The organism is candidate division KSB1 bacterium (assembly GCA_034506395.1).
In the GTDB taxonomy this organism is placed as follows: Bacteria; Zhuqueibacterota; Zhuqueibacteria; order Thermofontimicrobiales; family Thermofontimicrobiaceae; genus Thermofontimicrobium.
Window position 1 is genome coordinate 325,994 of the sequence record JAPDPQ010000001.1, and the last position, 14,742, is coordinate 340,735.

Genomic DNA, 14,742 nt, shown 5'->3' on the forward strand with positions numbered 1-14,742 from the left:
CTGAAATACAATTCTGATAACACCCTTCTGGAGCTGAGCTGAAAGATCGTGGACGAGTGAACTGCAAATCTCTAAATCACAGCAGCTAATTTGATCGTTGTAACTAGTGGTATAGCGTTTGCCTGATTCGAAAGTTGGTTATAGGATGATTCTTAAAGGGAAAATTATGAGATTCCGCTATAAACATTTTGGTCTGCTCTGTTTCGTTATCGCAATGGGCTCCTGGAGCTCGATTGGTTTAGGGCAGGCAAATCCAACATCATTTGAGCAGAGACGAATGGCATGGTTAGCTCGGGACGGAGCCGATATCACTGGCGAATTTGATGATCGCGTGTTTTATGGACGACCCTATCTCTTTGCTTGGTTGGAAAAGAATATCTATATCACCGATCCTCATCCAAGCTTGGGTAGCTTTCATGATCAATTGATCGAAATGTATGATGAACGGGGCGATGCTGGCTGTCGCACAGGGATCCATCTGTCTCGTATCTTTTATCAATATGCTGACAAACTGAAAGCTCCATCCTATCCGCATCCCAATGATTGGAACGATATCAAGAATCTGCTCAGCTTTGATGCCCATGACGATCATCATATTGACACGCGAAGCTGGAGGAAGTCCACACAGATGGAACGGACCGTAACAGTGTTTCTTTACACCTTGGAGTACGATCGCGACGCCACTGTCAAATGGCCCACTGGGACGTTCGATGATATTCAGTTTTACTCCGATTATAGCAATAAAACTTATGTTCCGGGAAATTCATATCAGACCTATGAACTGTCGCGTGACTGGATTTTATACGCCATGGATACCTGGGCAAAGCATGGGAGCAGCGAATTGGATGGCAATTACAGCGGCTTGGCGTTGCACTCATTGCTGATGCTTTACGATTTCGCCGCCCGGCCCTTGGCGCGCTTAAATGGCCAACCCGACCCAGACGGCGTAGAAATGAAAAGGCGCGCCAAGATGATGCTGGATTTATTGATACTGGATCACGTCATGGATTTTTCCGCTAACCATCATGGCGGCAGTTTCGGTCGCATCTATCGCTATAACATTACCCATGCCCAAATGAAATCGTTTTACCATGCATATTTCGGAGTCGATACTGGTGACACAAACGATGAAGGAGATGCTTATGTCAGCAGCTATCGAGTTCCAGAACTGATTGAGGACATGGGCATTTTATGGGACGAACCGACAGAATATTGGCACATTCATTTCGAGAACAATCTCGTGGGCGCTGATCCAGCATCTGGCAAATGGACCTTCGTGACCAAGTACTTTAACCTCGGCGGCGCTGGGAATGACGGGAGCTGCTGGCAATTGGCTATATATTCTAACGACAAAGAAAGTTCACGACCGGGACAACCGTTTCGCCTCTGGATCGATACTAACCAGAGCAGTGCTGATCCTGATGAAAGTCTCAACGAATATACCAACATGGGCAGCGGCCGGATGTATCAATTTCGCAACGCGGCCTTCTTCAAATTCTGGGGAGAGCCCCATGTCCATGTTTGTCAGGATGGCAATCGCTTCGACTTGGGCCAAGAGCAACTTCGTCCAGCCAGCTCATTCGCGCAAGACTATTTCATTGATCGTGGTTGGAATTTCTTTCTCGAAGGGAATGTCGCAATTGCTTTGCGCCTTGACGAAAATCGAACTGGCGCAATGGAAGTTGTCATCATCGATCCGAATGCCAATGCCGATCATTGCTTCCCGTCGGTAACTGCCTTTAAAAATGCGGTGGAAAATTCCGCAGAGCTGACCTCCAATTATTTTCGCACCAGTCGCGGCTACGTTATCGAGCCCAGCGAGACCGGCGGCAAAGTCAATGGCCAACCAATCTGGAGCTTTCCGTTCCCTCGCATGAAAACCATAGATTATCGCGGCAGAACCTTGATCTCATGGCACGATAATGTCATGACCGTTGCGCGGGACAATCGAGCCATCATTTATGATTTTAATCAATGGAAGTACTCCACCTCGAATAGTGGGATCGATACCATTGCGCCAAAGGCTCCGACCAATTTGTTGGTCACGCCTGCAAACCATCCTTAGGCTAAAAATGAATCATTGTGATTACTGAGGGGATGATTGCGATCTTGTAAGTGGATAAAATTGTGGCAATGGCGAGAGCAATAAGCGGACTTGTAATCAAGGGTATTGCGCGACTGAATGAGCTGTTCAAGTGATTGATCAGCTACGAAAATGGCAAGCAGAAGCAAGGCGTCTCCTGTCGATCTCATCGGATTTTCAATGCCACGATCAAGCGCGAAACGATCTGATTATGGTACCATAGGTTCTTCTGATCGAATGGGAGTAGCAGTATTTGTTCGTTCATGCACCCCAATTCTTCGTGGCCCCAATGGGACAATTGCTAATCTTAGCACGAATTTTACGCTTTAAAGCGATAAGGAATGACCATGCAAAATTTTTGGCTGATCCAACTAGAAGATGGATGAATGTCTTTGAAAAACTGGGATCAAAAATCTAGCTCCCTTTGCTCGCCGGCGGAGATGTTCTTCGAGACGAATTTTCGATAATCCTCAATGTGCAGGATTTTGTGTGAGATTTTAGTTGGATCAGATTTGTAAGGGATCTCTTCGACCCAAAGTCTTTTTGGTTGTCGCCGATAGTGTCGGCCAGAAACGTTGTCAATAATCAACCAGACCAACTGCTCTTCCAAAATGGGCTGCTTATGCTTTAGGACAGCTCGGAACGATTGGTCAAAGAATTCATCGACGTTGGGATAGTGGGACAATTTGATTCGGTAATCGGCATTGGCGAATAGGGCCACATTAGCCGCACTGATGTCTGGTTGTGAGATATCTTCGACCCCGATCCCCACGGCGACCAGGGAATAAACATTGCACAAATCTAATAGAGTAGGAATAAACAACGGTTCGTTCTTCAACAATGGATAACTCGTGCACAACTCTGCGGTATTATTGATCAAAACCGATGTAAATGGATTGTTTTGTTTCTTCGCTGCTTCAAGCTCTTTTTCGATTACATCAAAACATTCTTCAGGCGCAAGCTGACCGATTCTGAAGGCAGTGATTGTAACAATGGGGAGGCAATTTGGATCGACGCCATAGCACAACCGAGAAAACTTGGATTGCCCACCGATAAATTGCTCTGAGATTTTTCCGAGCCTTCTCCATTTTTGATTGAATTTAGTCCAGGCAATACCGTTAAAGCCAAATTCTGAAGTATTGCCAAAGTTCACAATTAAAACCCGTGGCTGTTCGCGCTCGACGAATCGGCCCAATGCCAAATTGACGGCTAAGGCTAATTTATGGCTACCGTTGGGACCAATAATTGCTGTGAACGAACAAGATTTGATCATGGGGCTATTGAAAACAAGCGCTAAATCTTGATCGGTTTGATCATCAAAATCGACCTGAAATTTTGGTTCGCCAGCGCCCATTTCTCGCTGCTGGCCGCGAACTTTGGTGAGCATGTAATGAATGGATTGATATACCAAAATCCCTGTTTGTACCGCACCATCTTGTTCGCTGATTTGGGGCTGCGTGCGAATCTTATAAAGATGTTTGCCTAATGCATGTCTCCCGACCCGCGATTTAATGATTTCGAGATAATGTTGCAAATAGCCACCAGGATGCTCTTTGGTGAGGCTGATAACCACATCGGCGAGAAATCGGGTGCACTCGAACGTGATCTGTTCCGATTGTGGTGGCTCGTCCGAATAGCGCTCCAGGGTGATCAGGCTGGGGATATGGTAATTCCTGAGCAAGGTGAAAAAACGATAGATTTCGTTGCGCTGCAATGGCCGACCTGCTAATGCCGTAATGCTATCCAGGACTAACAAGATCAAAGTGTCCGGGGAAGTCTGGCTTGTCACAGTATTGAGAAGATGATCCAATTCGGAAATGCGTTGTTCAAAAATATCGCTCTCCTCAGCCACCGTGAACGGTCGTGGCGAAAATTGACCAAAATAGATCCGATTGAACTTCGGGTCAAGCGGGAATTCAATGTTTGATTCGCTAAGATCGATAAACTCAACCTTTGGGTCATTTGAATTCTTTTTAAAAAATCCAAAACCTTGAGCTGCATTATATAGCGATTGAAGAGTTTGCTCAAGACTGTAGTAAAACACAATCCACTGCGCGTTTCGGGCAGTGGCATGGGCGATTTGCAGCGCAAGCGTGGTTTTGCCTGTACCCGTTGTACCTTCAATCACCACGATCGGGGTTTCCAACTGCTCCCGCCTAAGACCAGCGTCCAGATGATCATCGTGACCGAACCGTGTGGTCCTCGCAATAAATATACCGCCACTGATCCCCTTATCTTCTCGATCTGGGGAAAGCAAATCATCAAGATTGTCGATCCCCGTGGACAAATAAATAAATTGTCCATCCTTCATAGCTGTATCCCTTTATATCTGCACCCTAAATCTCGATATAGTTCGCTGATATGGCGATGATCGAGTTGAATCTTCAACTTTTCGGCCGATGGAAATGTGATATAAAGGTACCTGGATGCATAATTCATTCGTTCCACGATCCATCTCTCCCGAAAAGTAAGTGCCTGGCCGATCTTAGTCTCGATTGCCTGCCACGTAAATGTGTCATGTCCCAAGCTTCCGAGCGAGAGGCTGACGATAGCATCCACAAGATCTTGCAACTTAGGCCGACGACCGAGGTTTGGTTGATCGAATACCTCAGCGAGCGTTTGTCGCTCGATTGTGCGCGAATCATTGAGAGAAAGCCTTGTCAGCAGCATATTTTTGTATTCATAAAAAGCCTGGCGATAAGCAATATGATGCTCCTCTAATAATTGCGACCATGTTGTCAGTACTTTATCGGTACTCCCTTTGAGCCGGCTAAGTTGCTCAAATTCACTTCGAGTTAAATAGAACATCTCACTCGAGTCTGATTCGCGCCCAGGCGAACTTGATCGCTCTGTTTGACGATTGATCTCATCACCTTCAGCCCTCTCTTGAATTTTCAGTTCAGGTACGTGAAAGATAATGCATTCTCCTCTCAAACAGAACTCAACATCCTCAATTAGCCGGCGGACGCCCTTGATCAGCGATCTGTCGCTGGCATCTTTGATTCGTTGATATAAATAGTATTGGAGCGAGCGCGTCCAACTGGCTTCGGTCTCATCAGCGATCCTCAAAATTGCCGCATTGAATGGGATCATCAAATGACCATAGGGATCCAACGTGGTAACGTTATAGACGCGGATATCCTCTTCGTCTTCAAATGGATTGTCGACACAATGATAATAGACGATTTTGCCGATATATCGGGCAATGCGCTCGTCAGGCAAGCCCAATTCCGCCCAATTACGGGTAATGATTTCCTCGCTGTGGCGATGATGAAGCCGGACTCGATTTCCTAAGGAGGCCCCCCGCTCTTCAATGGAAGCAGCAGTCACCTTCCCAATATCATGCAGAAAAATTGCCGCCAATAGCAAAAATATCTGTCCAGCGGTCATTTCTTGCTTAATGACATCGGGCACCATCTTGTCTGCATTGCGCTCAACATTTATCAAATGGGGATAACCACTGTGCGAGCCACGATCAAAATTCAGCAGCGGCACCCATTCAACCAACGCCTTTTGTTTGATCAGCTCCAACCGATCATATAGCGCCGCATTTTTTTGCTTGAGAATATCAGCAAATTTGATCTCAGTTTTAAATTTCGTGTCCATGGCTTCGCTCTATTTGAATTTGTCAGAAAAGCATCTTTTGGCAATATGATAATTTTGCCAAATTTCATTATATTAGTGCCTCAATGCAAAGAAATCTTAATCAAGGCCTCATAATCAGAAGCATTAACAAATCAACAGAATCAAAACAAATATTGATTTTTCGAATTGGATGGATCTGAGGGAAAGCGAAGCAAAAGCAGATTTTCAGGCTAAAGATCAGTGTATTGGCAATCTCAACTATGGCATTTAGCCATCGGCCAAAGCTTCATTGTTGAATATCAACGAGCCCAGATGATGATCTTTTCAATTTGTTTTTTATTCGAGCTTCGCTCAGAATAACAAATACCTGAACCCCACGTTCATCATCATCCCAGAATTTTTCACCTCTGGTGGCTCCTTGCTCCAATAAGCAGAAATTTCCATATCATCTTCGCTGTATTGCCAGTTTTTATTGCGCATCCCCAATCGATAGCCGAGCAGAAACACGAAATCGACTCTTTTGGAGATCAGCCACTCGGCAGTAACTCCGAACGAGATGGAAACCAAAAGAGTGTTCACCAAATTGTTATCATCATCCCATTTGAAAGGAAAATCGAGGTCGAGGGTAAGTTTTGCTCCAAAATCAAATTTTGGGTTATCGATGAATCGCCAAATGCCAAAACCGCCGAGGCCAAAACCGTAATCCTCTTCTTGATAGGAGTCAGCAACGCGGATCATTTGGAGAGCCAATCCGCAGTCTAATCGTGATAAGGGAGCAACATGAAAGCCCAAGCTGAAGTTGATATAAGAGCCTAACGCTGTTGGGGAGAAATTAAGACCTAGGCCATAGATCTGCTTTGGCATTTCAACCGCCCATGCGCCTGGATATAGTTCCCGCCACTGCCTCAGGATTCTGATGCTGGAGCTGTCCGCAGCGGTATCGCTCACCGCCGCTATCGCCGCGGTTCCGCCATGTACCAACCATTCCTCCCCCTCAGATTCCCAGATGCGATCAGGTTCTATCAACTCGAAGGTCATCCCTTTGCTAATTCCTACTCGAGCTCCCAACGAGATGGTTTCTTTATCGCTCTTCACTCCGGTCAATTCAGCGGAAAGCCAATAGAGGCGTTTCAACTCCTGGATTGCTGTATCCTTAAGGCGTTTCATGGCATTGCGTTTAGATTTTGCCATGGATCGACCAGTCCCCCAGCCTTCGAGAGCAAGCGGCGCCAAAACTTCTTTAGTTCCAACATCTATGATTTCCGCCTCAACAGAAAGTCGCGTCTGAATGATATATGGCGTTTTGGCCTCAGATCGATTACCAGCACGCCTTTTTATCGAGAAATAATCAGGTTCCTCGGCAGGAACATTTTCTTGTGATATTGAAACGGAAAGGATCCCAATCACTTGATCAGCACCGACAATTTGATCAAAACTGAAAAGCTCGAACTGCGATGATCCAGACGCATTTGATGCCGCTGTTGAGTCCAGCAAGATCCCAACCATCAGGCCATAGAGCCCGAGCTGACGTTTGGCTTCCAGCAAATGCATCGCCACTTCGTCTTCTATATCTATGGCCTCTTTGCCGCTTATCGTGGTGAGATTTCGGGGCAGGCGAATATATCGAATTGAAGTAAGATTAAGGCAGCTATCGCTTTGCTGACAGATCAAGCCTGTTGGGATTAGAAAAATGATATTCAGAAAAATTAGGATGATTAGCACGATGAATTTCATAATCCAGATCCCAAATTAGCTGAATTGAATGATTCATATGTGCCTGCCGGAAATAAAGTGATCGCGAAATTTGGAAACACGCACATCATAGGTTTATCTGCAAACTGGCACAAGGCATCCATCGGCCACTGCGGTGTGGATTCCGCAGCAATGATAATTGCGGGGTGATTGTTTTTGAAAATCGCACAGTTTGCTCATATTGAGCAAAGTTCATTGGATCATCAACAGATAAAGCTTCATTTCGGAGGTGATCGAAATTTTTAGTTAATTCTTTTCCAGCAACCAGACCACCGATGCTACCCAATCCAGCGATAGCAAAAGCAGCAGAGGCGTCCTTGATTTCGAATAGCAAATCGATTCCAAATCCGAGGAAGGTACCGACAACACCAGCGAGGTTGATGATGCGAATCCTCGCTTTGCTCATTTGAACGTCCTTTGCAGCGATTCCCATCCCCAACACCAGGGCATTACTGCCGATCAGCATATCCCTTAGCACTTCATTCCCGGAGTGATCCAACACAGCGGCCGTGACGGCACTGAACCAAGCCCCCCACGGCAGTGCCGAACTGGTGAGACTGGCATGACCAGTGGAAAATTCGACCCTACTGGTAAGCAAAGTAGCCATTCCAATTCCAGCCAGTCCAACGAGCTGCCCGATGCCGATAATCTCGTGGCCCTTTTGGTCGGCATAGATCGCCCATCCTATCCCCTGCCAGGTGCCAAGATGTCCGCCCAGCGCGATCATCGTGGCACGAGCGTCGCTGATATTCGCCTGTTTGGTCAAACGATGGGTTACCAACAGCGAGATCGGCGCTCCCAGAAGCAGTCCAGCAGCGACTGCCTGCGAAGACTTCGCCTTCAATGCGATCGGCGTCGCGATCCCCTGCCATAGCCCATAGTACCCACTGAAAATCATCACATCCGTGCGACCGCTCTGATCCAAAAATGCCCCTGGGACAAATAAGGCCGTTTTGCTGCGATTGAGCCGTTCCACAATGCTGCGATTCTGCTGACATTCAGCAGCAATGGGGTTGGCAGGGTAAGCTGCGATCAAGTCATCCCACAATTGCATTGTTAGGTCATAGCGAGCTTGCGCGGCGTATTTCAGCCCGAGCAGATAGATGATCTGGGGCTCCGTGGCCGGTTCGTCGGGTTGATTGCGGCGTAGATTTCGATACTTGTGGCTGAAGGCAAGATGCTGTCGCGTCAAATCCAGCGCCTCGGCAGAGACGGGAATCGTTCTGGTGCGCAAGCCGCTCGAAGTCTGATAAGCGTACTGAAGCCGATATTTTCCATTGGGCAACATCATGATCCGGGCAGATTGAAATTGTTCAATGCCAGGAAAAAGGTGATAGCGCGTCTGTTCACTCGCATCGATCTCAATGCCGATAGAATCATCAAGGGCAATAAGTTTATTTTGACCGTGCAACGGGATCTCGATCGCAAACAAGATTAAAGCAAAGGCTACTTTGAAAAAACATGTCGTTTTCAATATTCACCCCACTTCATATTGCTATGCGTTTTTATTCGAACCGCGCTTCAGATTTACTACGGCTCGAACCGTTCAGGGCAATCGATTCATGCCATATTTTCTGGCATCTGTGATCATGATTTGACCTAATTCTTTGGCGATAGCCTCTGACAGTTCAGGGGCGGGCGGCTGCTGAAGCAACCACTGAACCTTTTGATGGGCGCGTTCCCCAGCCGATCGAACATCAGTGCTCAGCCAGGTCTGATAATTGGCCCGATCGATCACTTCGGACGGAGAATAAAATTCTTCCCTTAGCCATTGGATCGTATGCTGCGAGGTCAGAAAATGCTCGCCATCATAGATATCGCCGAATAGGTCGTCGCTCATCCCGGGTCTTAGGACAATGCCATTGACCAAACGGAGTACCATACCGCAAATTTCGTTGTCGATCACCAACTTCTCTAATGACTGGCAGCTTTCGAAATCGAGCATGCCTGGGCCAGAGATCACGTTAATGCCGCTTAAAGCAGCGATCACCGCGCCCATCCCGGTCTCCAAACCGGCTTGCGCGTCAAGCAACTTGGCATCGCTCAGCGCCATATAGGCATGGGTCGGCAATCCCAAATGCTTTCCGATCTTGGCATAAGCGGCATCGATCATCATCGTCTCGATGGCGCCCATCGGGGTCGTGCCATGGCGCATGTCAAAAGCAGCGGGTGAACCGCCCCAGATGATCGGTGCCCCAGCCTGTGCTAATTGATGAATGACAACCCCGCTCAAGCTCTCTGCGGCATGCTGGACCAGTGCCCCTCCCAACGTTCCGGGCGATGTCGCCCCAGTTAATGGCATGGATACCAATTCCGCTGGGATGCCCGCTTTGGCGCAGTCGATCAAGTTTTGGCAGGTCAAATTGCTCCATTTCAACGGCGGGGAAGGACAACAATCGAAAATAGCCAGCGGCATCTGGCGTAATCTCTCGGCGCTGCCACGGATTGCGATCAGCATCGCCTTCATACTATCAAATCCATCCAGCGCGAAAGTGCCAGTCACCACGGGCTTGGTACTATGTTGCAACGCAATATAAAGCCGATAACGGTCTGCGATCTCTTGAGGGACATCGGAGGAAATTAGACCAGTGGACTGAGCTGCCAAATATTGAAGCTGATGCGTCAGACGGCTTAAATTTACCAAATCTTGGGTCACCGGTTTTCTCTGTCTTTGCGTCTCCCAATCCAGAATGGTTAGCGCCGCCGAACCAGGATCGAAATGGATCTGATCCCCTTCAAGCATCATGGCTGGCTGCTCATTCCGATCGTAAATGGTAATCCTATTGGGCACAGACTTGAGACTCTGATCGATGAGCCATGCAGGGAAATAGGCCTTGCGCACTGCGCGATCCACCTTGGCGCCATTCGCCTCCAACAGTTTCATCGCCTCTTCGTTTTCAATTAATACTCCTACCTTTTCCAAGACAGCATAGGCATCTGACAGAATTCGCTCTATCTGCTGGTCTTCAATCATTGCAAATTTGGGCCGATACATGGAAAGATCCTCCTTGTTGTGAATTTTCGCAGCTCAGTTCATTCGGCTTTCATTTCAAAAATCATCCTTGTAATCATTCATCTCTAATAGCTCATTTTTATCAACGGAATTCCTTTGGATTCGATTGGAAGCAAACAAACATCTTGCTCGTATTTCCTACAAGGGAGAAATTGCGCAACTCAATTCAAACTAACCTCAGATTTTCAGATTTACATGCTTGAAGCTAAAACGGCATTGCAATATTCAAGGCAATTTTCTCTGAACAGTTGAGAATGCTCAATAGAATGTTGCGTCAGCGATTTCAATCTAGCTTTTGGTTCAATATACTTAAACTTCTCTCATTTGTCAAGCAGAAAAATCAGCGAGGTTCAGATGGGCGAATCAATTTGCAGTTGAATACGAAAAAGTGTTTTGCACTGATTAAAAAATGAGTTGACTCTTTTTTGTGCAATTGCATTTGATTTTCATTTGGAACTTTGTGGGGAGCAGCCATCCGAATTGCAAAGATGGCGGTAGGCTATTGTCAGAAAGATTAAAACAACAGCATTTTTGATTCTTCTTTGCGATCCTAAATTTCGTTGCATGGGCTATTAGCAAGGTTGGGCGATCAAAAGACACAGTTACTTGTCACCGAATGTCAGTAAGTCAATTAATTCTTCCCGATCGAAGCTTTTAATAATGGTTGCGTCATCCTCTTTCACTAGATCGCTCATCAGTTTCTTTTTCTTTTGAATGATGCGATCGATTTTCTCCTCCAAGGTACCTTCAGTGACCAATTTCAATACCTGCACACCGCGGGTCTGCCCGATCCGATAGATCCGATCTGTTGCCTGGTCCTCCCGCGCTGCGTTCCACCAGCGATCATAATGAATCACTACGGAACCGCCGGTGAGATTAATCCCTAAGCCCGATGCTCGTAAGCTTCCAGTGAACACTTTGCAATTGGGATCATTATTGAAGCGATCCACCATTTCCTTTCTGTTCTTGGTCGCTCCTTTGATTGTTGCAAATTCAATATGATTGTCCTTTAAATAGGCCTCTATCAATCCTAACATGTTCAAATACTGGCTGAAGACGACTACCTTGAAACCGCTGTTTAAGCTTTCTTCTAACAGCTCACAAAACAATTCCCATTTTCCCGAAGCATATTTGTTATAATCCAAACAACCGTCTTCCAATTGGGCTGGGTGATTGCAGATTTGTTTAAGATAATTGAGCACGGCAAAGATATGGATGTAGGGGATGTTTTCCGATTTATCATATAGCTGGGCCAGTAGCATCTTGGCCCTCGTATTAAGCACGTCCTGGTAAAGTTTTACTTGTTCATCGCTCAATTCGCATTTGCGAATTTCTTCAATTTTGGGAGGCAGCTCCTCCAGCACCTGTTTTTTGGTCCGTCTTAAGATGAATGGCTGAATGATTCGCTGCAGTTGTTCGCGTTTCTTTTTATCCTCCTGGCGCTCGATGGGATTAATGTAGTTTTTCCGAAAAGCGGCATCCGTTCCCAAATATTCAGGAAGGATGATGTCGAACAGTGTTTTTAGCTCGCTCAGATTGTTTTCGATCGGTGTGCCTGTCAAGCCGATCCTCATTTTGCTGTTCAGCCGATTTACGGCCGCATTCGTCAAACTGGCCTTGTTTTTCGCGGTCTGAATCTCGTCGAATATCGCCACTTCAAAAGGAATGTCTGCCAATTTATCGAGATCGTTTCTGAGAATGCCATAAGAAGTGAGCACGACATTGTGCTTCGCCCTTTTGCTTTGGATCAGTTTCCGATCTCCACCATAATAGAGAATCAAATTCACCTTCTTTTTCAATTCATTCAGCTTCTCGTGCCAGTGCGGCAACACCGAAGTTGGGCACACAATGAGAAAATTCCTCGGCTGCTGGTTCTGGATAATGATCCCATCGATCAATGCGATAGATTGGTAAGTTTTGCCAAGCCCCATATCGTCGCACAGCAAGCCAGAAAGTTGATTTTCATATAAAAACCAGAGCCACTCATAACCGTTCTTTTGATACTCCCGAAGCTGATATTTCCTGCCCTTTAATGGCGGAGCAGGGGTATTTGGCTTAAGAGCAAGCAATCGGTTCAAAATATCGGAGAGCGCTTGATGAGTATCGAGTTTTCCCTTTGGAGGTAACTCCGCGCTCAATCGCAGGAAGTTCATTTTATTAACCATCATGCGCGCATCCTTCTTGCCCTGGCTGACAAATTCTATCCCCTGCTGCTCAATCAAACTTTGCAGCCAATTGAAATCGGCAGTATATAAGTCAATCCAATGGTCCTTGGTGATCAAATATCGCTTTCCGTTGCGAAGCGCAAGATAGATCTCATACAACGGGACTGTCTCACCGGTTGTCCGATATTTCACAGAAAGATAGAGCCAATCATTCTGAATTTGATCAACAAAAAGATCGATGCTCTTGATGCTTTGAATGGCCTTCCGATTTTTGAGCGGCGGGCTCACGAAATAGAATTCATCCGCGTCGATAAACCTTCCATACTCACTCACAAATCTCAAAATATCGTCATTGGGAACGATCACTTCGTTCAAGCTGAACAATTGGCTATCATAATACTGAATTTTTCGTTGAAATGAGAAGAATCCCCGATCCTGAATGTAGAGATAATCACCGAATTGGATTGGATGCAGCCCATTCTTATTTCCGCAAGGATATGGCGTTGGATCATCTGGCAAAAAAAGAATCGGTGTGATCTTCAAATCATAGTCATCGGTCAGGGTCAATGAATAATTGAGAATTGCAGGTTTTTCTGAAATCGACAGCGTGTGGCGGATCGCCGGGTTTAGAGCCAGCTTTTTTATGATAGCAGGAATCAAGACTTTTTGGAGATAGAAGGCGAAGCTCCCATCGATCGAAAAAATTTTTATCGCCTGATTTTGCTCTGAAAACTCAACAGAATAGCCAATCTCATCAAATTCAAGAAACCACGCTTTGCTCAAATCGAACCAAAAACTCTCTTCAAATTTTTGTTGCCAGGACCTGTAGCCCGACATATTCATTCGGATTTCGAGCTCGGTTTTCTCCGCTTCTAAATATTCCAATTGAATTTGATCGGTATTAAGGGTAGAAACAGCATCGAGCAATTCAGAAAAGAAGCGAGATCGGTACTTTTTAACAATCCGGACGGCTGCTTCTTTACCCAAAACAAAATTTAGCACCTCGCCATGGTTAACATCGCGGCCGATCAAACGCAGCACCGATTGGTCCCGAAATTGTTCCAGATGCGATGCGATAATCAGTTTGTCATCTCCGAAATATTCAAAATATAACTTGGCCAATTGGAACCAGAGGCTGCGTTCATAGTGCCGATATAATGTCTGTTCAATATCAACCGTTTCTGGATTTTTTGAATAGATGATGAAAAACAGGGCGGCAATGTGAGGACAGCTCATATTCCGCAAATAGGTGTTGCATGAGCAAGTCATCTGAAAAATGGGCCGATCCGCTCTTTTTCGGACGATCGTCCAATAATGTTCTTTGCGACCTGGAAACCGAGCCGTGTATGCATTGCGGATGAAATCCAAATACTGATATTGACGTTCAATAAACAGTTTCCAGCCAATCTCAAGAAACTGTTTCGGCAATTGATTTTTGATGACACTGGCGAGTTTATTCATTGTTCTGAACAAATCGATAATACCAAATAATCATGAATTCATCAAACATACGCTAATTCCCAGCTAATCTCGATCACCGCGAAAGATTCGGTATTGAATAGCAGAATTCAATAATCAAAATAGCCATTATTGGATCAGCTTTGTGGCGCTCATTCAGCTATCACCATAAATGATCAAGCGCCTCGATGATTTGCTTCTTATTGCAACAAACGCTGGCCGTTGGCATCTTGCAAATATGATCGTCAAGCGCATTTAATAGCACTGTGATTTCTGGACACCCTACAATCCGCTATTTAGCGATCCACAGCCGAACCGCAGAGTAGATGAGAAACAGGGCGAAAGCCCGCTTGACATAAAAAGCAGGGACATGTTCAATAATCGATGCGCCCAGCACGGCACCGATAATACCGCCCAAACCAGCCCAGAGTACAATGGAAAAATGAACATTATTCAATGTATAATGCCGCAACGCTCCTGCAATTGAGATCGGAATTACCACCATTAATGAGGTTCCAATCGCAGTATGGATTGGCTGCTTGAGAAATAATAGAAAAGCTGGCACCATCACGATCCCTCCGCCGATACCAAACGCTCCTCCTAAGAGACCCGCAACAGCACCAATAACGATGATCAGCAAAATTGTCATTTTTCTACTACCTTTCTGCTAATTTTATCTGCCAAGA

Annotated in this window: 8 protein-coding genes; 1 reads left to right on the forward strand and 7 read right to left on the reverse strand. The window is 45.9% G+C overall.

Annotated features, from left to right (window positions below; genetic code table 11):
- Positions 1-277 precede the first annotated feature (277 nt).
- Entirely contained in the window at positions 278-2,065 is a 1,788-nt protein-coding gene (locus tag ONB37_01280; GenBank protein MDZ7398772.1) for a hypothetical protein, read from the forward strand.
- A gap of 424 nt (positions 2,066-2,489) precedes the next feature.
- Here ONB37_01280 and ONB37_01285 read toward each other — a convergent pair whose 3' ends face one another.
- From ONB37_01285 to ONB37_01315, 7 genes are all read right to left on the reverse strand, one after another.
- A complete protein-coding gene (locus ONB37_01285; protein ID MDZ7398773.1) occupies positions 2,490-4,394 on the reverse strand; it encodes a hypothetical protein in 1,905 nt (634 codons plus the stop codon).
- The gene (locus ONB37_01290) at positions 4,391-5,689 is read right to left on the reverse strand and encodes an HD domain-containing protein (protein MDZ7398774.1); all 1,299 of its coding nucleotides are present in this window, start codon (positions 5,687-5,689) and stop codon (positions 4,391-4,393) included. Before ONB37_01290 ends, ONB37_01285 begins: the two co-directional genes overlap by 4 nt.
- Before the next feature lie 330 nt (positions 5,690-6,019).
- Entirely contained in the window at positions 6,020-7,402 is a 1,383-nt protein-coding gene (locus ONB37_01295; GenBank protein ID MDZ7398775.1) for a hypothetical protein, read from the reverse strand.
- An 85-nt stretch (positions 7,403-7,487) separates the two neighbouring features.
- On the reverse strand, positions 7,488-8,894 hold the full coding sequence (locus ONB37_01300) for a hypothetical protein (protein ID MDZ7398776.1): 1,407 nt from the start codon (positions 8,892-8,894) through the stop codon (positions 7,488-7,490).
- A gap of 72 nt (positions 8,895-8,966) precedes the next feature.
- Positions 8,967-10,415 (reverse strand): trimethylamine methyltransferase family protein, encoded by a 1,449-nt coding sequence (locus tag ONB37_01305; GenBank protein ID MDZ7398777.1) that lies wholly within the window; start codon positions 10,413-10,415, stop codon positions 8,967-8,969.
- Between the two features lie 620 nt (positions 10,416-11,035).
- On the reverse strand, positions 11,036-14,059 hold the full coding sequence (locus ONB37_01310) for a DEAD/DEAH box helicase (GenBank protein MDZ7398778.1): 3,024 nt from the start codon (positions 14,057-14,059) through the stop codon (positions 11,036-11,038).
- Positions 14,060-14,348: 289 nt separating this feature from the next.
- The gene (locus tag ONB37_01315; protein ID MDZ7398779.1) at positions 14,349-14,705 is read right to left on the reverse strand and encodes a sulfite exporter TauE/SafE family protein; all 357 of its coding nucleotides are present in this window, start codon (positions 14,703-14,705) and stop codon (positions 14,349-14,351) included.
- Between the last annotated feature and the right edge of the window lie 37 nt (positions 14,706-14,742).